General features: G+C 50.8%; 20 protein-coding genes. 11 read left to right on the forward strand and 9 right to left on the reverse strand.

Annotated elements, in window-relative coordinates:
* The first annotated feature begins 192 nt into the window (after positions 1-192).
* The 3 genes from FHS77_RS04995 to FHS77_RS05005 are packed head-to-tail and all read left to right on the forward strand — an operon-like array spanning position 193 to position 3,354.
* On the forward strand, positions 193-1,506 hold the full coding sequence (locus FHS77_RS04995; protein WP_184220938.1) for an NAD(P)/FAD-dependent oxidoreductase: 1,314 nt from the start codon (positions 193-195) through the stop codon (positions 1,504-1,506).
* Positions 1,507-1,516: 10 nt separating this feature from the next.
* On the forward strand, positions 1,517-2,098 hold the full coding sequence (locus FHS77_RS05000) for a cysteine hydrolase family protein (protein ID WP_184220940.1): 582 nt from the start codon (positions 1,517-1,519) through the stop codon (positions 2,096-2,098).
* On the forward strand, positions 2,095-3,354 hold the full coding sequence (locus tag FHS77_RS05005; RefSeq protein ID WP_184221247.1) for a multidrug efflux MFS transporter: 1,260 nt from the start codon (positions 2,095-2,097) through the stop codon (positions 3,352-3,354). Before FHS77_RS05000 ends, FHS77_RS05005 begins: the two co-directional genes overlap by 4 nt.
* Here the strand turns inward: FHS77_RS05005 and FHS77_RS05010 are convergent.
* The gene (locus tag FHS77_RS05010; RefSeq protein WP_184220943.1) at positions 3,351-4,100 is read right to left on the reverse strand and encodes a glucose 1-dehydrogenase; all 750 of its coding nucleotides are present in this window, start codon (positions 4,098-4,100) and stop codon (positions 3,351-3,353) included. The two genes, FHS77_RS05005 and FHS77_RS05010, sit on opposite strands and share 4 nt — an antisense overlap.
* Before the next feature lie 298 nt (positions 4,101-4,398).
* On the opposite strand from FHS77_RS05010, the gene zwf reads away from it, so the two are divergent.
* The 3 genes from zwf (at position 4,399) to edd (ending at position 8,493) form a co-directional block, all read left to right on the forward strand.
* A complete protein-coding gene (gene zwf, locus FHS77_RS05015; protein ID WP_184220945.1) occupies positions 4,399-5,874 on the forward strand; it encodes a glucose-6-phosphate dehydrogenase in 1,476 nt (491 codons plus the stop codon).
* A 21-nt stretch (positions 5,875-5,895) separates the two neighbouring features.
* Positions 5,896-6,594 (forward strand): 6-phosphogluconolactonase, encoded by a 699-nt coding sequence (gene pgl / locus FHS77_RS05020; protein ID WP_184220947.1) that lies wholly within the window; start codon positions 5,896-5,898, stop codon positions 6,592-6,594.
* Positions 6,595-6,678: 84 nt separating this feature from the next.
* Complete coding sequence (gene edd, locus FHS77_RS05025) at positions 6,679-8,493, forward strand: phosphogluconate dehydratase (RefSeq protein ID WP_184220949.1); 1,815 nt, start codon at positions 6,679-6,681, stop codon at positions 8,491-8,493.
* Between the two features lie 58 nt (positions 8,494-8,551).
* Here the strand turns inward: edd and folD are convergent, their stop codons facing one another.
* Positions 8,552-9,451: a bifunctional methylenetetrahydrofolate dehydrogenase/methenyltetrahydrofolate cyclohydrolase FolD gene (gene folD / locus FHS77_RS05030; RefSeq protein ID WP_184220951.1), complete on the reverse strand. Its 900-nt coding sequence runs from the start codon at positions 9,449-9,451 to the stop codon at positions 8,552-8,554.
* A 241-nt stretch (positions 9,452-9,692) separates the two neighbouring features.
* Here folD and proC point away from each other — a divergent pair, with 241 nt between their 5' ends.
* Positions 9,693-10,505 (forward strand): pyrroline-5-carboxylate reductase, encoded by an 813-nt coding sequence (gene proC / locus FHS77_RS05035; RefSeq protein WP_184220953.1) that lies wholly within the window; start codon positions 9,693-9,695, stop codon positions 10,503-10,505.
* Positions 10,506-10,607: 102 nt separating this feature from the next.
* On the opposite strand, the gene FHS77_RS05040 is transcribed toward proC, so the two are convergent.
* The 5 genes from FHS77_RS05040 to FHS77_RS05060 all read right to left on the reverse strand — a co-directional run bounded on the left by FHS77_RS05040 (position 10,608) and on the right by FHS77_RS05060 (position 15,576).
* Positions 10,608-11,378, reverse strand: a complete 771-nt coding sequence (locus FHS77_RS05040) for an ABC transporter ATP-binding protein (protein ID WP_184220955.1) — start codon at positions 11,376-11,378, stop codon at positions 10,608-10,610.
* A complete protein-coding gene (locus FHS77_RS05045) occupies positions 11,375-12,139 on the reverse strand; it encodes an ABC transporter ATP-binding protein (RefSeq protein WP_184220957.1) in 765 nt (254 codons plus the stop codon). The genes FHS77_RS05040 and FHS77_RS05045 overlap by 4 nt, the downstream gene beginning before the upstream one ends.
* Positions 12,132-12,935: an ABC transporter permease gene (locus FHS77_RS05050; protein ID WP_184220959.1), complete on the reverse strand. Its 804-nt coding sequence runs from the start codon at positions 12,933-12,935 to the stop codon at positions 12,132-12,134. The genes FHS77_RS05045 and FHS77_RS05050 overlap by 8 nt, the downstream gene beginning before the upstream one ends.
* Positions 12,932-13,894 (reverse strand): ABC transporter permease, encoded by a 963-nt coding sequence (locus FHS77_RS05055; protein ID WP_184220961.1) that lies wholly within the window; start codon positions 13,892-13,894, stop codon positions 12,932-12,934. Before FHS77_RS05055 ends, FHS77_RS05050 begins: the two co-directional genes overlap by 4 nt.
* A gap of 62 nt (positions 13,895-13,956) precedes the next feature.
* The gene (locus FHS77_RS05060; RefSeq protein WP_184220963.1) at positions 13,957-15,576 is read right to left on the reverse strand and encodes an ABC transporter substrate-binding protein; all 1,620 of its coding nucleotides are present in this window, start codon (positions 15,574-15,576) and stop codon (positions 13,957-13,959) included.
* A 386-nt stretch (positions 15,577-15,962) separates the two neighbouring features.
* On the opposite strand from FHS77_RS05060, the gene FHS77_RS05065 reads away from it, so the two are divergent.
* The 4 genes from FHS77_RS05065 to hemA all read left to right on the forward strand — a co-directional run bounded on the left by FHS77_RS05065 (position 15,963) and on the right by hemA (position 19,346).
* Positions 15,963-16,325: a BRA0787 family protein gene (locus tag FHS77_RS05065; protein WP_246431230.1), complete on the forward strand. Its 363-nt coding sequence runs from the start codon at positions 15,963-15,965 to the stop codon at positions 16,323-16,325.
* Between the two features lie 108 nt (positions 16,326-16,433).
* Positions 16,434-17,174 carry a glycosyltransferase family 25 protein gene (locus FHS77_RS05070; RefSeq protein ID WP_184220966.1) on the forward strand — a complete coding sequence of 247 codons (741 nt, stop codon included), beginning with the start codon at positions 16,434-16,436 and terminating at the stop codon, positions 17,172-17,174.
* Between the two features lie 10 nt (positions 17,175-17,184).
* Positions 17,185-17,895, forward strand: a complete 711-nt coding sequence (locus tag FHS77_RS05075) for a polysaccharide deacetylase family protein (RefSeq protein ID WP_184220968.1) — start codon at positions 17,185-17,187, stop codon at positions 17,893-17,895.
* A gap of 173 nt (positions 17,896-18,068) precedes the next feature.
* Positions 18,069-19,346: a 5-aminolevulinate synthase gene (gene hemA, locus FHS77_RS05080; protein WP_184220969.1), complete on the forward strand. Its 1,278-nt coding sequence runs from the start codon at positions 18,069-18,071 to the stop codon at positions 19,344-19,346.
* A gap of 134 nt (positions 19,347-19,480) precedes the next feature.
* Here hemA and FHS77_RS05085 read toward each other — a convergent pair whose 3' ends face one another.
* On the reverse strand, positions 19,481-20,569 hold the full coding sequence (locus FHS77_RS05085) for a branched-chain amino acid aminotransferase (protein ID WP_184220971.1): 1,089 nt from the start codon (positions 20,567-20,569) through the stop codon (positions 19,481-19,483).
* 214 nt (positions 20,570-20,783) lie between these two features.
* Positions 20,784-21,197 carry a large conductance mechanosensitive channel protein MscL gene (gene mscL, locus FHS77_RS05090; RefSeq protein ID WP_184220973.1) on the reverse strand — a complete coding sequence of 138 codons (414 nt, stop codon included), beginning with the start codon at positions 21,195-21,197 and terminating at the stop codon, positions 20,784-20,786.
* Positions 21,198-21,360 lie beyond the last annotated feature (163 nt).

The following is a 21,360-nucleotide window of genomic DNA, read 5'->3' on the forward strand; positions in this document are numbered from 1 at the left end:
GTTTTCATGGATAAACATCCGGTTTTGATACTCCTCTCTGGCTTTAATGCATGCCTTCCAAAAGAAGATACCAGTTTTGGGATAAGGCAATGCATAAAATCATTGATAGAGTGAGCGCGATACGCTCTCACTGCTCTGCTTCACACGTCAGATTTATATTTGATACGATAACACTCTAACGGGACAGCCCGTATGTTGCAGCAAAATCAAAGCCCTATCTCCCATTACCTTTCCCCGATCTCTCCGGGATTTTCCTGGTATGAAGCGAGTGTAGCCGAAAGGCCGGCCTACCCTGCCCTTGATGGTTCAAGGCAGGCCGATGTTGTCATTATTGGTGGTGGCTATACGGGGCTTTCTGCAGCCTTCCATCTGGCACAAAATGGTGTCGATGTGGTGCTGATTGATGCAGCGCGCTTTGGCGATGGCGCATCGGGGCGCAATGGCGGCCAGTTTGGCACCGGCCAGCGCTCGTGGGCTGAAGATCTGGAAAATGAATATGGCTTCACCCGCGCCAAAGCCCTGTTTGAACTGGCCGAGGACAGCAAGCCGCTGATTAAAAGCATCTGCAACCAGCACAATATCGATATTGAATATGCAACAGGCCAGATGTCTGTTGCCCATAAAAAGCGCTATTTGAAGCAATATGAGCGCCATGTGGAGCTGATGCAAACACGCTATAATTATCCGCATGTGCGGATGATGGATGCACAGGAAGCCGCCGAAAAGCTGGGTTCAACACGTTATTACGGCGGTACTTATGATAGTGGAACCGGCCATATTCACCCGCTTAAATTACTGGTAGGCATGGCAAAACTGGCGGCTCAAGCTGGCGCTTCACTATTTGAAAACACCAAAGCCACGAAACTTGAATGCCAGAACGGACGCGTGACCGTCACGACGGACAAAGGCACCATCACCGCCAAACATTGTTTGCTTGCTGTTAACGCGCATGGCGGCCTGCTGGAGCCGGTAAGTGCTGCGCATGTGATGCCGATCCGCTCTTTCATGGGCGCAACCGTGCCGCTGGACAAGAAATACGGCGTTTTGCATGGCGGTGAAGCGGTGGATGACTCACGCTTTGTCGTGCGTTATTTCCGCCTCACCCAAGATGGCCGCCTGCTATTTGGCGGACGTGAAGCCTATACAGCCGATAATCCGCGCGAAATCAGCACCCATATCCGCCGCCAGATTGCAGAAATTTATCCGCAACTGGCCGATGTTGAAATCACCCATTCATGGGGCGGTTCGGTTGGCATCACCATGCCGCGCCAGCCTTTTGTGCGCGAAGTGATGCCTAATGTCATTTCTGCCGGTGGTTATTCCGGCCATGGCGTGATGCTTGCCAATCTGATGGGGCAGCTTTACGCTGAGAAACTGGCGGGTAAAGGTGAAAGACTGCAATTATTGCAAGACCTCAACATTCCGGCTTTCCCTGGTGGTCGCCGCTTCCGCTCACCACTTTTGTTTGTAGCGCTGTCTTGGTTTGCATTGATGGATCGTATTTAAGAGTAATGAAATGTCAGCATTAAAGTTCAATCAGGCTAAATCCGCTTTGATCATTATTGATGTGCAGCAGGCTTTTAGTGAAATGGCGGCATCTGGTGCTCAGCGCAACAATCTTTCTGCCGAAGATAATATTGCCCGGTTACTCAGCGCTTTCAGAGCAAGCAGTGCAGCGATTTTTCATATCCGCCATCGTAATGATACTGAAAGCTCACGCTTCAATCCTAAAAACAGCGGTTTTCAACCAATGCAATCTGCGCTGGAGCAAGCCGGTGAAACCGTGATTGTCAAACAGGTCAACAGCTCTTTTATCGGCACTGATCTGGAAGAGCGTTTGCGTGCCGCAAATATTGAAAGTGTGATTATCTGTGGCGCGACTACCAATCACTGCGTGGAAACCACCACACGCATGGCCGGCAATTTAGGCTTCGACACATATCTCGCCCATGATGCGACCTGGACATTTGACCGCACAGGGCCGGACGGTGCAGTGCATAAAGCTGATACTATTCAAGCCATATCACTTGCCAATCTCCATGATGAATTTTGTACAATTACCGATACGGCCAGCCTGACCAGCTATATGGCACCATGACCAATAACCCGTCAGGCCAAAATGCAGGCTCGGATATCATCCCCGAAACCGACCAATATTGGCGGCAAAATCTGCTGGTGAGCTTTTTCGGCTCCTTCACCACAATCATCGCCATGACATTGCTTCTGCCTTTTTTGCCGCTCTATGTGGAACAACTGGGCATCGAAGACCACGCACAAATCGTGCAATGGTCGGGCATTGCCTATGGCGCAACTTTCTTTGCCGCAGCGCTTGTTGCACCGCTTTGGGGCCGCATGGCTGATCGTTATGGCCGCAAACTTATGCTGGTGCGCGCCTCACTTGGCATGGCCATTGCAATGTCGCTGATTGGTATGGCTACCAATGTCTGGCAGTTGGTGGCGCTTCGTTTATTTGCAGGGCTTGCCGGTGGTTATGCCTCCGGCTCCACCATTCTGGTTGCCACCCAAACCCCAAAAGAACGCACCGCTTGGGCGCTTGGTGTTTTATCCTCCGGCATTATGGCAGGCAATCTGGTCGGGCCATTGATCGGTGGTGCTTTGCCGCCAGTCATCGGCATCCGCGCCACGTTTTGGCTGGCTGGCGGCGTGATTTTTATCACCTTTCTGGCGACCAGTTTTTTCATCCGCGAAGATAAAAAACCGAAAGAAAAACACACCAACAAACAAACCCTAAAGCCCAAAGGTGTATGGGCGCAAATACCCGATAAACGTCCGATCATCGCCATGTTGATTACCGGCACTTTGCTGATGGTTGCCAATATGTCGGTGGAGCCAATCATCACGGTTTATGTGGCGCAATTGCTGGACGACCAGCGCTCGCTGACTATGGTTTCCGGTGTGGTGATGGCGGCCGCAGCCTTGGGAAGTATTTTGTCAGCGTCAAAGCTTGGCAAAATTGCCGACCAGATCGGCCACAATAAAGTGATTATCGCCGCACTTGCCATTTCAGCGCTGCTGCTTATTCCGCAGGCTTTTGTAACTGAAAGCTGGCAATTGATAATTTTACGCTTTTTGATGGGGCTGGCGCTCGGCGGCTTGTTGCCCTGCATCACCAGCGTCATTCGTCACAATGTGCCCCACACCGTTTCCGGCAGTGTTTTGGGGCTGTCCACCTCAGCGCAATATGCCGGACAGGTGATCGGCCCCTTAACCGGTGGCTTTATTGGCGGACATTTTGGTATGCGGGCGGTGTTTTTAGGCACCTGCCTGATGATGGCGGCAGGTGCATTTTATAATTGGCATATTTTTGCTCGCGGAAAACAAAAACAGGCTTAAATACTATAACCGCCATCCACATCAATGGCGGCACCGGTGATAAAGCCAGCCTCATCAGAAGCCAGCCACAAAGCGGCATTAGCCACATCTGCCGGTGTCGACAAACGGCCCATCGGAATTGTATCCACCAATTGTTCGCGTGCTTGTGGCGTGTCGTTTTTCAGGAAAAGCGGCAATGTACCGCTATCGCTTTCCACCGGACAAATGCAATTTACGCGAATATTTTTTTCAGCCAGTTCCAGCGCCATTGCCTTGGTTGCGCTGATGACCCAACCTTTGGAAGCACTATACCACGCCAAACCTTTGCGCGGATGACGCCCCGAGGCGGAAGCGGTATTGATGATAACGCCACCGCCTTGTTGTTCCATCAAAGGTGCCAAAGCAAGGGTCGAATAATAAATCGCCTTCATATTTACCGCACTGATGAGATCGAAATTATCTTCGCTCACTTCGGTCAGCGGCTGATTGCGATGGGTGAAACCAGCATTATTGACCATGATATCAATACGGCCAAAGCGATCATAGGCTGTCTGCATGATATCGGCGACACTGTCTTTGCGCGAGACATCCCCACGCACCGCAATTGCCTCGCCCCCAAGTCCATCCAGCTGATCTTCAATATGTTTGGCGTTTAAATCCACCAAGACGATCCGAGCGCCCTCCTCAGAAAAACGTTTGGCCATTGCGGCACCAAAGCCCGAGCCTGCTCCGGTAATGATTGCGACTTTTCCGGCTAACCGTTGCATAAACCAATCTCCTTGATGCCTGATATAAAAATTCTGACTGATTATGCAGCCAAATCACTTAACAACATCTATATTCCTCTCTATGGCTTAAAGATGAACCATAGCTACGAGCAAGAACTAAATGCCTGTCATTTTAACCGAGGTGTTGCTGGCACTTTTTACAAGACTGACATCAAGGCGCATTATAAATTCATGCAACCTGAAAATTGGACAGTTGAATTTAAATCGATTTAATATTATGCATGCAAGCGTTAAATCGTGATAACACTGTCAGAACGAATGATAGAAGAGAGCGACCATGACTAGCCAGATAATTCCGGTAGATCCGTTTGACTGTGTCGTCTTTGGCGGTTCCGGCGATCTGGCGGAACGCAAATTGCTTCCCGCCTTGTATCAGCGCGAGCGCGCCGGACAAATAAGCAACCCGACCCGTATCATCGGTGCTTCACGCTCGGAAATGAGCCATGAAGACTATCGCGCTTTTGCCCGCAAAGCCATTGAAGAACATGTGAAGGCTGAAGAAGTTGACGCGCAAGTGCTCGACACTTTCATTGCACGCCTGAGCTATATCACCGTCGATGCCAAGTCCGACAATGGCTGGCAGGAGCTGAAAGCCTTTATCGATGAGGCACCTGCCACTTTGCGCGCCTTTTATCTGGCGGTCAGCCCAAGTCTTTTTGGTGACATTGCCAACCGTATCCAGTCAACCGGCCTGATTACGGACGAAACCCGCATCATCGTTGAAAAGCCGATTGGCCGCGATCTGGCCTCTGCCAAAGTGCTGAATGACACCATCGGCAGCGTTTTCCGTGAAGATCAGATTTTCCGTATCGACCATTATTTGGGCAAAGAAACGGTTCAGAACCTGATGGCATTGCGTTTTGCCAATGCGCTTTATGAGCCATTGTGGAATTCTGCACATATTGATCACGTCCAGATTACCGTTGCTGAAACTGTCGGGCTGGAAGGCCGTGCCGGTTATTATGACACGGCTGGCGCATTGCGCGACATGGTGCAAAACCACATGTTGCAGCTTTTGTGCCTTGTCGCGATGGAGCCGCCATCATCAATGGATGCGACCGCCGTTCATGATGAAAAAGTCAAGGTTCTGCGCTCTCTCGCGCCAATAACGGAAGCCAATTGTGAAGAAGTGACTGTGCGCGGCCAATATCGCGCCGGTGCCTCTGCGGGTGGCCCTGTCAAAGGCTATCTTGATGATTTAGGCGCGGAAAGCAGCAATGCGGAAACTTTTGTCGCCATTAAAGCCGAGATTGAGAACTGGCGCTGGGCGGGTGTGCCTTTCTATATGCGCACCGGCAAACGACTGGCAGCACGCGTTTCTGAAATTGTTGTGACCTTCAAACAGATCCCGCATTCGATCTTTGGTGATGAAGCCGGACGCGTCATGGCTAACCAGCTGGTTATCCGCTTGCAGCCGGATGAAGGGGTCAAACAATGGCTAATGATCAAGGATCCGGGCCCTGGCGGCATGCGTTTGCGCCATGTGCCATTGGATATGAGTTTTGCAGCATCATTCAATGAACGTAACCCCGATGCATATGAACGTCTGCTAACTGACGTCGTACGTGGTAATCAAACTTTGTTTATGCGCCGTGATGAGGTAGAAGCGGCATGGCAGTGGGTTGATCCTATCCTGCAAGGATGGAACAATAGCGGCCAGCAGGTACAAGGTTATACCGCAGGAACGTGGGGCCCGAGTGCTTCGATCGCCTTGATCGAACGTGACGGCCGCACATGGCACGACAGTTTGTAACGTTAATGTAAAGGGAAAGAAATGAGCATCGAACGGCACGATTTCAGCAATAGTTCTGATCTGGCGGAGGCGCTGGCAACTGCTATAGCTGAAAAGCTTGACGAGGCTATTCAGGCTCGCGGCCATTCTGTGCTTGCTGTTTCAGGCGGCACAACGCCAAAGCGTCTGTTTGAAGTTCTTTCCCGCAAAAACATTGATTGGAATCTGGTCACCATCACGCTGGTTGATGAGCGTTTTATCAGCCCCGACCACGAGCGCTCAAATGAGAAACTCGTGCGGGACAATCTGCTCAACAATCAGGCAGGTGTTGCCAAGTTCATCGGCCTCTACAACCCTGCGGCCACCGCTGAAACGGCAGGTATTGCTGCGGCAAACCGTATCAGTGCTTTGCCGCGTCCGTTTGACGTGGTGGTTTTGGGTATGGGGCTTGATGCGCACACGGCTTCATTCTTTCCCGGTGGTGACCGGTTGGATCAGGCACTTGATCCGAATGAAAAAGCCCTGGTGGTTCCGATGCAGGCAGAAGGTGCAGGAGAGCGCCGCCTGACATTGACACTGCCATTGCTGGTCGAAGCCAGAATGTTGGTGATGCACATTGAAGGCAACGACAAACTAACCGTACTGGACGAAGCGCTGGCCTGCGAAGATTCAATGAAAAAGCCGGTTCGCGCCGTTTTCCAACACGCCAAAACACCGGTTCAGCTGTACTGGGCGCCGTAAAGCGCCCTTGCGTCAATAACAGTAATGGCCGGCATTATTAACTGTCCCCGTTAGCCAGCACGGGCGACGGACGAGGAGTTATTGATGAGCGCCCATAAAACACTGTCAGCTATCACCAATCGTATTATCGAGCGCTCGAAGCCGACCCGCGAAACCTATCTTGGTCACATGCGGGCGGCAGCGTCCGGATCGCCCAAGCGCGGCGCATTAGGCTGCGCCAATCTTGCCCATGGCTTTGCCGCCTGCGGGCCTGCCGATAAAGCAGCACTGGCCGCTGATATTGTGCCTAATGTGGGCATCATCACCGCCTATAATGATATGCTTTCAGCCCATCAGCCATTTGAAACCTATCCGGCACTGATCAAGCAAGCAGCCCATGAAGCGGGCGGTGTGGCGCAAGTGGCGGGCGGCGTGCCTGCCATGTGTGACGGCGTAACACAAGGTTTTGCAGGCATGGAATTGTCGCTTTTTTCACGCGATGTCATCGCCATGGCAACCGCTGTCGGCCTTTCGCACGACATGTTTGATGCCGCCATTTATTTAGGCGTTTGCGACAAGATTGTGCCGGGTCTTGTGATCGGCGCTTTGTCCTTTGGCCATTTGCCTGCGGTTTTTGTGCCAGCAGGGCCAATGACTTCCGGCCTTTCCAATGATGAAAAAGCCAAAACCCGTCAGCTTTATGCCGAAGGCAAAGTGGGGCGCGCGGAACTGTTGGAATCCGAATCAAAATCTTATCATGGTCCGGGCACCTGCACTTTCTACGGCACCGCCAATTCCAATCAGATGCTGATGGAAATCATGGGATTACATATTCCCGGTGCGAGCTTTATCAATCCGGGCACCCCATTGCGCGATGCCTTGACCAAAGAAGCCACCAAACGTGCGCTTGCCATCACCGCTTGCGGCAATCACTACACGCCGGTTGGCGAAATGCTCGATGAGCGCGCTTTCGTTAACGGCGTTGTTGGTTTGAACGCAACAGGCGGCTCCACCAACCACACTATCCATTTAATTGCTATGGCAGCGGCGGCTGGCATTAAACTGACATGGCAGGATATTTCTGACATTTCTGACCTCGTGCCACTATTGGCACGGGTTTATCCGAATGGTCTTGCCGATGTGAACCATTTTCACGCTGCCGGCGGCATGGGTTTTATGATCCGCGAATTGCTGGATGCGGGACTCTTGCATGAAGATGTGCGCACCGTCTGGGGCGAAGGTTTGCGCGATTATACTATCGAGCCAAAGCTTGGGAAAAATGGTCAGGTGGTGCGCGATGCAGCGCCTATAATCAGTGGTGATGCTAAAATTCTGGCCAAGGCCGATCAGGGTTTCCAGCCTAATGGCGGCATTAAAGTGCTGAGCGGCAATATCGGCAATGCGATTATCAAAATCTCTGCCGTCAAAGCCGACCGCCACATTATCGAAGCCCCTGCCAAGGTTTTCCACGATCAGGAAGATATGCAGGCCGCCTTCAAGGCTGGCACATTAACCGGCGATTTTATCGCAGTGGTGCGTTATCAGGGGCCAAAAGCTAACGGTATGCCGGAATTGCACCGCCTGATGACGGTGCTGGGCATTTTGCAAGATCGCGGACAGCGTGTGGCACTGGTCACGGATGGCCGTTTATCGGGCGCATCCGGCAAAGTGCCTTCTGCCATTCATGTGACACCGGAAGCACTTGATGGCGGCCTCATCGGCAGAATTGAAGATGGCGACATTATCCGCCTTGATGCACAGGCAGGCACGCTGGATGTGCTGGTTGCTGCCGATGTGCTTCAGCAGCGCAGCAGCAACGCGCCGGATTTATCTGCAAATCAATTTGGCATGGGGCGTGAATTGTTCACCGCCTTCCGCAATATTGCCGGACGTGCGGATTTGGGTGCCAGCGTCTTTTAACTAATAAAAAAGGGCGGCTTATGAAAACTATAAGCCGCCCTTTTGTTGCCTTATAATCTTAGAACTTTGGTGCAGGCACTTTGGCTGCACGGCAGGCGGCAACAAGTGTGTTTGCCATCAGCATAGCAATTGTCATTGGACCAACACCACCCGGCACCGGTGTAATGGCGCCAGCGACTTTCTCGGCGCTGTCAAAATCAACATCACCAACAAGGCGGGTTTTACCCTCGCCCTTTTCAGGCGCAGGAATGCGGTTGATGCCCACATCAATAACAGTCGCGCCCGGTTTGACCCAGTCACCTTTAACCATCTGCGGACGGCCAACGGCAGCCACAAGAATATCGGCGCTGCGTGCCAGATCTTCCAGATTTTTGGTACGGCTATGCGCAACGGTAACTGTCGCATTAGCGCTCAAAAGCAGATTGAACATCGGCTTGCCAACAATGTTGGAACGACCGATAACCACGGCGGTCAGGCCGGAAAGATCGTGCCCGTGCTGACGCTCGATCATGATCATCGCACCTGCCGGTGTGCATGGCACAAAGGCAGAAGCGGCATCACCGGCACCCAGCTTTCCGACATTGATGTAATGGAAACCATCCACATCCTTATCCGGATTGATCGCCTGAATGACCAGACTTTCATCAATATGTTTCGGCAGTGGCAATTGCACTAAAATGCCGTGAATGGCCGGATCATTGTTCAGCTCATCAATCAGAGCCAGCAATTCCTGCTCGGTAGCTGTTTCTGCCAAAGTGTGCTGCACTGAATGAAAACCACATTCCTTGGCTTTGCGTCCCTTGGAAGCGACATAGACCTGAGAGGCCGGATCTTCACCAACGATGACAACAGCAATACCCGGCGTCACTTTCGTGGCGGCAACCAGCTTTTCCGTTTCACTTTTGACGGTTGAAATAACATCCTCAGCAAGCAACTTGCCATCGATCAGTTTTGCCATATCCGAAACTCCGTTCGCGGCTTGGTCTTGTGATCTTAGATTTAAGAATAGAAAAAGACCTGAACGCATAAGGCGACAGGACATGACGATTCCACTCTCGATTGATTAAGCCTTTGCCATACGCCGGAAGCCTCGAAATAACAACTCCAATTGTTAAGAACACGATCACAGAAGCACTCTTGACCCGCCCCCGCCATAGCGGCAAAGTGCAGCCGGTTCTTTAATAGCGGAAATAAACATTATGAATCTCAAGGTTGTACTGGTCGGTTGCGGAAATATGGGTTTTGCCATGCTGAAAGGCTGGGTCAACCAAGGCGCATTACAACCTGAAGATATTTATGTTGTCGAGCCAACAGAAATATTACGCCAGAAAGCCCAGAGCCTTGGTGTTCATGCGCTGCAGAGCGCTGACAATCTGCCGCAAGGCTTTGACCCTGCCTTCATCATTTTGGCGGTTAAACCGCAGGTGATGGCGGATGTTCTGCCCGCCTATCAGCAATTTAGCCCGAAAGCTGCTTTTTTGAGCGTTGCCGCAGGTATTCCGGTGGCACAATTTGAGACAATTTTAGGCACTGAGACTGCCGTCATCCGTTGTATGCCAAACACCCCTGCCGCAATTGGTCAGGGTATGCTGGTGACCTATGCCAATAAAAATGTGAGCGCTGCACAGGCGGAATTTGTCAAAACCCTGCTTAGCACCAGCGGTGCTGTCGCAAGCGTTGATGATGAAGCGCAAATGGATGCTGTCACCGCTGTTTCGGGCTCGGGGCCAGCCTACGTGTTTTATTTCATTGAAGCCTTAACCGAAGCAGGTGTTAAATCTGGTTTGCCGCGTGAAACGGCAAGCCTGCTGGCAATGCAGACCATTGCCGGAGCCGGAGCCTTAGCAGCACAATCAAACGAAGATCCGGCGGAACTCCGCCGTCAGGTGACAAGCCCCAACGGCACCACCGCTGCTGCCCTTGATGTTTTAATGGCTGGCGATATGCAAGACATCATCAATAAAGCAGTGGATGCTGCCCGTCTGCGCTCAGAAGAACTCGGACGCGGCTGATGAGAGTGTGTAACATTTTTTCATACTGCCCGCGCTCACTGTAATATATTTTTCACGCATGTCTTTATCCCAAAACCGGTTCCCACTTTTGGGAGACATGCTTTAGCGCTTCAAGCGTGGTGAAGCCGCAATCAATGCTTTAGTAATTGCGGTTTGCGGATCGTCAAGAATATCGTCTGCCCGCCCGTATTCAACAATTTTGCCCTCATCCATCACTGCAATCTTATGCGCTATTCTTTTTGCCACCGCCAAATCATGGGTAATGAAGAGATATGAAGTTTGGTCTCGCGCCTGAATGTCTTGCAGCAAATCTAAAATATGAGCGCGCACCGAAACATCAAGTGAAGCCACGGCTTCATCCAGCACGATCAGCTCAGGCTTGGTTGCCAAGGCGCGGGCGATAGCAATGCGCTGTCGCTGCCCGCCGGACACCTCATCCACACGCCTTGTAATAAGTGCGGGATCGAGCGCCACGCGATATAAAAGCTGCGTTATCATAATCGCACGCTGATGCACTTCACGCATGCCGTGGATGCGTAACGGCTCATCCAATAAAGTGCAGATTGTCGAATTTGGGTTGAAAGCGGCCAACGGGTCTTGAAAAACCATCTGCATTTTAGCGCGCATTTGGCGCAAGTGCTTGCCTTGCAATGCCAGCCAGTCAGCCCCGTTAAAACTGATTTGCCCTCTCTGCGGTTTTATCAAACGCAGTAAAATACGCGCAAGCGTTGATTTTCCACTGCCCGACCGGCCAACCAGCGCTAAAGTTTCACCGCGACTGATTGAAAGGCTGACATCATTGAGGATAAGCTTATTGGTACCAGGAAAGCCGAATTTCAGCCCCTCGGCCTGCAAGATCACTTGATCTGTCATGCCGCACTCCCGTCATCTAATGTCAGGCAATGGGCGATCAGCATTTTGGTGTAATCATGGGACGGATTGCTCAACACCTGCTCACGCGCGCCGATTTCCACCAATTGCGCCTGCTTAAATACCGCCAAACGATCCGCAAATTGCGAAGCAAGCGCAATATCATGGGTGATGAACAGCAGTGTCATATCCGTTTGCCCCACCAGCTCTTCCAAAAGGCTGACAATTTCACCCTGCACGATTGTATCAAGCGCACTGGTTGGTTCATCCGCGATCAATAGTTTCGGCGCTGCCGCAATAGAAGCAGCAATTGCCACGCGCTGTTTCTGCCCGCCCGACAATTGATGCGGATAGCGCTGCAAAGCAGCCTTTGGCTCTGCGATCTGCACACGGTTCAGTAAGTCGGCCGCTTCTCCAAGCGCCTGGGTTTTAGATAAGCCTTGATAGGTAGTGATAATTTCTGCCAATTGGTTGCCGATTGTCATCACCGGATCAAAACTTGCAGACGGATTTTGAAAGATAAAACCGATATCGCGCCCTGTTTTAGGTTTTCCCTCAAATTCCTGCCAATTAATCTGGCCGGTTTGCTTACTATTGAACGGCAATAATCCTGCCAGTGCATAGGCAAAAGTGCTTTTACCCGAACCGCTTTCACCGATAATCGCCAGTTTTTCGCCTGTCTGAATATCAAGGCTGATATTTTGCAGCGCATGCACATCGCCATATTGCACCGACAGATTGTTGATTGCAGCCAGTTTACTCATCGCGCTTAAAACCTTCGCCGATCAGATAAACGCCGATGACGGTCAAAACCAGCGCAATGCCCGGCACAACCGACAAGAAAGGCGCTGAGCGCAAAACCGTGCGGCCTTCTGAAATCATCGCGCCCCATGTCACGCGGTTAGGATCGCCCAAGCCTAAAAAGGAAAGTGCTGCTTCGGTTAAAATAGCACCTGCAACAATGACGGGTGCAAGGGCAAAAACCGGTGCCAACGCATGAGGCAAAATCTGTTTACAGGCAATTTCTACCGGATGCATACCAATAACTTTGGCACTTGCGACAAAGTCACGTTCCCGAAGCGATAAAACCTGCCCGCGCACCAGACGTGCGGCTTGCGTCCAGCTGGATAAAGTGATCGCCACCACAATCATGCCAATTGAAGGGCCAAACAAGCTGACCAATGCCAGCGCCAGCAAAAATCCCGGTACGGTTTGAAATGCTTCTGTAATCCGCATCAGGGCTTCGTCGAGCATACCACCGGCAAAGCCGGCAGCAACGCCAACCAGACTGCCTATCAGAATGGCTGAGAAACTCGCAGCTAGACCAATCACCAATGATGTGCGTGCGCCATAAAATAACTGCGCGAGCACATCACGGCCAAGCCGGTCTGTGCCAAGTGGAAAGCTGTTATTTTCAAATGGCAGCAATAAAGGGCTCGCCACGATACTCAGCGGATCACTGGGATAAAAAACCGGAGCCAGCAAGGCAGCAAGCAGCAAAAACACCAGCAGCCCGATCCCTAACCAAAACTCGACCGAGAGATTAACTCCTTTACTCATGCCGCATCTCCGGCCTTAGCAATGCGCGGATCAAGCCATGAATAGAACAAGTCAGTGATAAAATTGACGATAATCACCATCAATGCGCTGATGAGAATAATACCCATCAACAAAGCTGTATCGCGTGCATTCACCGCTTCTTGCGCCAAGCGCCCAAGCCCCGGAATGGCAAATACACTTTCAATTACCACCGAGCCGCCAAGCATGGTGGCAGCTTGCAACCCCAACATTGTCACCAATGGCAACAAAGCATTGCGCACAACATGGCGCCATAAAATGCGCCGTTCCGAAAGCCCGCGTGCGCGCAAAGCCCCGACAAAATCCATCTGCCAGACCTGCCCCATCGCGCTTCGCATCACCCGCAAATAAAGTGCCAGATAAATCATCGACAAAGACAAAACCGGCAAGGTCAGATGACGCACAATATCAAGCGCACGCGCCAGTCCATATTTACCTGATGCAATGGTTTCCACCCCGCCGGAAGGAAACCAGCGCAAAGAAATAGAGAAAAAGATAATCAGCACCAGTGCCAGCCAAAAGCCCGGCACGGCATAAAGCGCCAGTGACGCAGCCGACAAAAACCGGTCACGAAAACTGCCAGGTTTTGCACCGGCATAAATGCCAAGCAGGGAACCGATAAAAAAAGACAAAGCGGTGGATGCGCCCATCAGCAGCAAAGTGTTGGGCAAGCGCTCTGAAATAATATCAAGAATGGGGCGTGAAAAAGCGACGGACCAGCCAAGATTGCCCTGCGCCAGACTGATGAGATAAACCTGCAAGCGGCGGCTTAAAGATTGATCCAGGCCCCATTGCGCGCGCAGCTCATCCATCATCGCCGCATCACCGCCAAGCGAAACCGCATAGGCGTCCACCGCATCACCGGGGGCGGCTTCCATCAATAAAAAAGCACCAATAACAACAACCAGCAGCACAATCATGCTGCTGGCCATTCGTCTCATCAGTCGTGCAACCAAAGGTAAGCGTATCCGGGGCTGATTAAATGTCACGCTTGTTCAATTCTCTAATCCTGCTGCACCCAGACATTTGACCAGTTTGACGTAGCCCAACGCGGATTATCAGCAATATTGCGCACGCGGTCACGTGCAACGGTAATAAAGCCCCATTCTGCCACATTGATCAATGGCAGATCGTCCTCAACCAAGGCCTGAAACTGGTGATAAAGCGCAGTACGCGCTGTTTCATCAATGGTTTTTGCAGCACTTGCGATAATTTTATCCATTTCCGCATTGGCATAACCGCCCTGATTGGAGAAAGGCACACCAGCAGGCAGACCGCTTTCCACCAGAATTGTGGTCGAAATGGCCGGATCGCCACGATAAACCGGCGGCGCAACGGCCAGATCAAAATCATGATCCGTATAGACCGCCTTTTGATGCGCGGCAGAATCATTATTGACCAGCCGTGCATCAATGCCGATGGCCGCCAGCGCCTGACGCAGATAATCGCCAAACTGGCGGGTTTCATTGAAATAAGGTGCCGGCAGTAGTTTCAGCGAGAAGCGCACACCGTCACTGCCGCGCTTATAGCCGGCATCATCAAGAAGCTGATTGGCTTTTGCCACGTCAAACGGATAGGCCGCCACTTTGTCGGTGTAAAACTGCTTATCATAGCGCGGCACAGGGCCGGTTGAACTATGCGCATAGCCCAAAAAGATCGTGTTCACGACAAAATCACGGTCAATCGCATGGGCAATGGCGCGGCGCACCTGCACATCAGCCAGCTCTTTGCGGCGATGATTGATTTCAACTACCAGCTGATAGGTCAGCGCTTCATAGCCTTTGGAAAGGACGCTCAGACCCGGCACTTTAGCAATGCGCGCCAGATCGGCCAAAGGCACGGCAGAAAATGCCGCCAGATCAATTTCTTCTGCTTCCAACGCACCAGCCGCAGCAGAGCGATCCGCCAGCACACGGTAGATGATTTCATCCAGATATGGCTCGCCCTCGCCCCAGTAATTTTCATTACGCGTCAGGCGATAATATTCACCGGCTTTATGCTCGGCATATTTAAACGGACCGGTGCCGACCAGCTGTTCATTAGCCGGATTACTCGCAATATCTGTGCCACTATAAACATGAGCAGGCAGCACACTGCTTAAGGCAGGCAAAGCATTGCGGATCAGCTGAAAGGGCGTTGGCGCAGAAAACTTGAAAATCGCGGTGTGATCATCCGGCGTTTCAACAGCTTCCAGATTTTTAAACACCACCCGGCCAAGATTTTGCAGTTTCTTCCAGACTTCCATAGCCGAGAAAGCCACATCGGCAGAGCTAAATGACTTACCGTCATGCCAGCTGACATTTTCACGCAAATGGAATGTCGCGCTCAAACCATCATCCGAGCCTTCCCATGAAAGTGCCAGACGTGGTGCCAAGCCGTTTTCACCATCAAAAGAGGCCTCAGCCAATGGCTCGATCACTTTGCTCGCGACAAAAAACACACCATTGGAAGCAACAATTGCCGGATTAAGATTACGCGGCTCAGAATCAGCCGCCACCACCAACCGGCCGCCCCGCGTCACGGGTTCGCTTTGGGCAAAGGCTTTGCTGCTCAAAGAAGTAGAAGCCAAAAGCGCCGATGCGCCAATGAGAAAGGTTCGCCGTGACAATGATAAATTGCGCATAATCTTTTTAAATCCCCGCATTGTGCTGACGGATATGTTATCCGGCCACATTATTGCCGTAAAACACCACCGTCCTTATCAATTCTGCCATAGCAAAATACTGCTTTTTTCCGGTCTTTAGATGGTCCGGTTTCCACACAATATTCCAGCCGGAAAACATGCTTTAACATCTTGTTTACTATTTGTAATTGGCACTGAAAAGCAAAAATATTTCAACCCAAATCAACATGATAAAAGCATTTCTCCCCCAATAGAGAACTTCTTTTTTGTTGCGTCATTTCTAATATAAGCGTTTAATTTGCCTGTCGGCACCAAGCCGTATCTTACCCACGAAAGGCAATGCCGAGACAGAATTTCCAAACCAACACCAGAAGAGAGGACACGAAATGACGTATTTAATGACAAATTTGCTGCCCCCGCTTCATGAAGGTCACGCCCCGATTTATCTTCATCAGGCTTTTCATCATGCAATTGAAGCTTATGAGGACTGGGAAAGCGGGCAAGCTGAGCCAAGTGTGACGGTTAACGGAAAACCAACCCGCATCAGCATCATTTTCAGACGTCTTTGGAACTGCAACGACATCATCCCCAATCACACATTAGATGCCATGCGCGATGTGGTTCCCTATTCTTATATTGGTCCTGAAGAATGGGACACAGTGGAGCGGTTTTCACATGGCGCACGGATTATGCGCTTAGTGTTGCAGGAAAGAAGAACCCCTTCCCTGCCTTTGATCATTTATCTCTAAATCCCGCAGAATGGATAGGAAAGCGGTTCATCAGCAACCGCTTTCTTGTTTTTTGCGTCTCACTTGGCTATCTAGTTTTTATAACCATTCAAGCCAAGGTAAAACACCATGCAGATCAAAGCCTTTATTATCCATCTGCATCGTGCCGCCGACCGCCGCGCACAGGTTGATCAGTTGCGCGAGCAACTTCCTGTCGAGACCGAAATTCTAGACGCGATCGACAATAAAAATCTGTCTGAGCAAGATATTTTAAGCACCTATCAGCGTCATCTGCACAAACCACGCTATCCCTTTCCGCTAAGTCGCAACGAGATTGCTTGTTTCCTGTCACATCGCAAAGCATGGCAGGCGATTGTCGACCAGCAATTGGATGCAGGCTTTATTCTGGAAGATGATGTGGCACTGACCGCCGATTTTGCTGCCTGTTTTGCAACTGCCCAAACAATGCTGCAACAAAAGCCTGATTGTTTCATCCGCTTTCCCTTCCGCGATCGCGAAGAAGGCGAGCTTATCTTGACGCAAAACAATATCAAAGTGCTGCGCCCGCGCCATATCGGCCTTGGCATGGTTGCACAAATTGTCAGTCGAGAAGCCGCCCTTAAACTGCTACAAGTAACGCAGCAGTTTGACCGGCCTGTCGATACATTTGCCCAGATGAACTGGATTACCAATGTCGATATGCTAACCCTGCAACCCGGTGGTGTTGCGGAAATCTCGCGTGATCTGGGCGGCAGTACCATTAAGAATAAAAAAGGCTTATTCGATAAATTATCGCGTGAAATCTTACGTCCGCTCTATCGCAGCCGTTTGCGCAAAAAAATCGACAGCCTGCCTATAAAGTCCGGATAAAGGTGATTTCGTGTCTGTACCAATTTTACTTTACCATCAGATCGGCCAGCTCCCGCGACGCAAAATGTCGGGACGCAGCCTGATAGTTGACCCGAAATCCTTTTATGCCCAGATGAAAGCCTTGAAAAAGCTAGGCTATCAGGGCATCTCAATGCGCGAGGGCATGCCTTATATTCGTGGTGAAAAAACCGGCAAAGTGGTGATCATCACCTTTGACGACGGCTTCGTGAATGTGCTGGAAAATGCGGCGCCCGCTTTAGCCGAATTTGGCTTTACCTCCACCAATTACTGCGTCTCGAACCAGACCGGTGGCAGCAATGAATGGGATCAGAAATCAGGCGCACCTTTCGTGCCTTGCATGACCAAAGAGCAGATCCGCGAATGGGCAGATCTTGGCCATGAAGTGGGTGCGCACACTTTAGATCACGCGCATCTGTCGCAATGTTCTCAAGATGAGGCGCGCCGCCAGATCACTGATTGCAAATCCGCGCTGGAAGATATAGTGGGCGTATCTGTGCCAAGCTTTGCCTATCCTTACGGCGACAATAATGCGACTCACCGCAAGATCGTGCAAGAAGCTGGCTATGAAAGTGCAACCACAACAGTGCGCCGCCGTGCCAATGCACAAGATGATCCATTTGGAATTCCGCGTATTTACGTGCGTCGCAATGATATTCTGCCGCTATTTCTCTTCAAAACATTGTTACAAAGACGCAAGTAATTTCAATTTTATTAGCAAAAGCTGATAAATCAGGCCGGATAAATTTAAAGCGCTGCATTTTTGATCGAAATCAATGCGTTTTAGCCTTTACCCGTGGCAAATTGACCAAGATGTCACAATGGACGTTGCGCTTCAAACGCGCTAATTAAAAGCGAAGAATTAAGGAGCGCATGATGGATTATCGCCGTTTTTTCCAGGAAGCGATTGATCAGTTGCATGCTGAGAAGCGTTATCGTGTTTTTGCTGATATGGAACGTATCGTTGGCAAATTCCCGCGTGCGCTTTGGCGAAATGAAGCAAGTACACGTGAAATCACAGTTTGGTGTTCAAATGACTATCTCGGCATGGGTCACCATGCGGATGTCATCAAAGCCATGTGCGACACCGCCAATAAGATGGGTACCGGCGCCGGTGGCACGCGTAATATTTCCGGCAATAACAACCCGTTGGTTGAGCTGGAGCGCGAACTGGCAGACCTGCATGGCAAAGAGGCCGGACTTGTTTTCACATCCGGTTTTGTGTCCAACGAAGCTTCAATTTCCACCATTGCGCGCTTGCTGCCAAACTGTCTGATTCTCTCGGATGAGCTGAACCATGCCTCGATGATCGAAGGTGTGCGCAAGTCCGGTTGCGACAAGAAAATCTTCCGTCACAATGACGTTGAGCATCTGGAACAATTGCTGAAGGCTGCCGATCCGCATCGCGCCAAGCTGATTGTTTTTGAATCCGTCTATTCGATGGATGGTGACATTGCCCCGATTGAGCAGATTGCTGATCTGGCGGACAAATATAACGCCTTGACCTATATTGATGAAGTCCATGCCGTCGGCATGTATGGCGCGCGTGGCGGCGGCATCACCGACCGCGATAACCTCGCACATCGCATCGATATTATCGAAGGCACATTGGCAAAAGCTTTTGGCGCACTTGGTGGTTATATCACCGGCTCGCAGGCGATTATTGATGCTGTGCGTTCTTATGCGCCGGGCTTCATTTTCACCACATCGCTGCCGCCATCAGTTGCAGCCGCTGCAACCGCATCGATCCGTCATCTGAAGGCTTCACAGGTCGAGCGTGATATGCAGCAGCGTCAGGCACAGCGTGCCAAGGATGTGCTGTCGGCAGCGGGCTTTCCTGTGATGCCGTCGGAAACCCATATTGTGCCGATTTTGGTGGGCAATCCGGAGCTTTGCAAACAGGCAACCGACCGCCTGCTGGATGTTCATAATATTTACATTCAGCCGATCAACTACCCGACCGTGCCACGCGGCACAGAGCGTCTGCGCATCACACCGACACCATTTCATGATGATGCACTGATTGACACGCTGAAAGACGCGCTGATCGAAGTCTGGAACCATTTAGGCATTCCGTATGCAGACAATAGCGCCCCTGTTGTAGCCAAATCTGACCGCGTTGTACCATTGATGGTTTCAAAAGCTGGCGGCTGATTAATAAGCGCACAGAATTTTATAAGCCCCGCTTAGCTTGCTGAGCGGGGCTTTTTTGTATCAGCCATCAGGCAAAATAAAAAAGGGCGGTCAATTAAGACCGCCCCTTTTCTATTAAACTTAAAAGCTTCGGATCAAAGGCTAACGGTGCGAACCCAGCCATGCGTATCTTCAACTTCACCACGCTGAATGCCGACGAGTTTCGCACGCAATTTTGCAGTTACTTCGCCGTCGCCGCTATTACCAATAGCAAACTCACCACCGCGATAACGAACAGTGCCGATACCAGCAACAACAGCCGCTGTGCCGCAAGCAAATGTTTCACGCAGCTTGCCGCTTTGAGCGTCGTTTTTCCACTCTTCAAACGAATATGGGCGCTCTTCCACTTTCATACCGGCTTCTTTAGCCAGTGTGAGGATGGAATTCCGGGTAATGCCCGGCAGGATAGTGCCACCAAGCGGCGGGGTCACCAGCGTGTTATCATCCATCACGAAGCAGACATTCATGCCGCCGAGTTCTTCAATCCAGCGATGCTCAACCGCGTCAAGGAACACCACCTGATCGCAGCCATTTTTGGTGGCTTCAGCCTGAGCAACCAAGCTTGACGCATAGTTGCCGCCACATTTGGCAGCGCCGGTGCCGCCAGGTGCGGCACGAGTATAATGTTCGGATGTCCAAACGGTCACAGCCTGATAGCCGCCTTTGAAATAAGCACCAACCGGCGAAGCAATGACGCAGAAAATATACTCGAGCGATGGACGCACGCCGAGGAAGTTTTCGCTCGCGAACATGAACGGACGCAGATAGAGGCTGCCGTCACCTTCCGGCACCCAGTCAGCATCAACGCGCACCAGCTCTTCAACGGCCTGAATGAACAGATCTTCCGGAATGGCAGGCATTGCCATACGCTCAGCAGAAAGTGCCATGCGGCTGGCATTCTGATCAGGGCGGAAAAGCACAATACCATCTTTGGTGCGGTATGCTTTCATGCCCTCAAAAATTTCCTGCGCATAGTGCAAAACCGATGCAGCCGGATCAATTGCAAAAGGTGCGCGTGCTTTCACTTCGCCTTTATGCCAGCCTTTTTCTTCGGTCCAGGTCATCACCACCATATGATCGGTGAACACTTTACCAAAACCTGGATTTTGCATCGCCACAGCGCGTTCTTCCGCGGTTTTAGGGGACGGATGCGGGGTATGTGTAAACAAAGATGTCGTTGTCATCAAAAATACTCTTTATAGCACAGCAAGACGAATTATTTTTGAAACTAATCCTCTGTGACCAATGTCGCAAGCCGTTACTGACGTATAATTCTTTTATTATTGAAGATATGAAAAAGCCCTGAAAAATTCAGGGCTTTTTCATTTCAACTCCGCCTTTTAAGTACAGCAGTCGCTGCCACTTTCGAAGCAAAATCAATAATGCAGGCGTTTTTGCTTACTTCTTCGCGAGCAGATCGCGAATCTCAGTCAGCAGAACTTCTTCACGCGGAGTAACCGGTTCCGGCGCAGGTGCTGCTTCCTCTTTTCTTTTCATCTTATTCATGCCCTTAACAACAAGGAACAGAACCCAGGCGATAATGAGGAAGTTGATCAGCAGAGTGATGAAGTTACCATAAGCAATGGTTGCACCAGCTTCACGGGCTGCTGCCAATGTGGATTGCGGATTGCCCGCCAGCTGAACATACATGTTGGTGAAATCAATACCACCGGTAATCAGACCGATAATCGGCATGATGATATCATTCACGATCGAATTTACCAAGCCACCAAATGCGCCACCGATGATGACACCAATCGCCAGATCAACCATGTTACCCTTTAGGGCAAATTCTCTAAACTCTTTTAGCATCAATCTTTCTCCGTTAAGACAGCATCGTTTTGTTACAATACTTAACTTGACAATTTTTTATATCAGTAAATATTTTAAACCACTAAAAAACGATATTTTAAACTGCTTATTACCATAAAGGTTAACGCTTTTAAGGGTATGTTGTCGTTACGCTTTCACATCA

Source organism: Paenochrobactrum gallinarii, assembly GCF_014205685.1.
Classification (GTDB): domain Bacteria; phylum Pseudomonadota; class Alphaproteobacteria; order Rhizobiales; family Rhizobiaceae; genus Paenochrobactrum; species Paenochrobactrum gallinarii.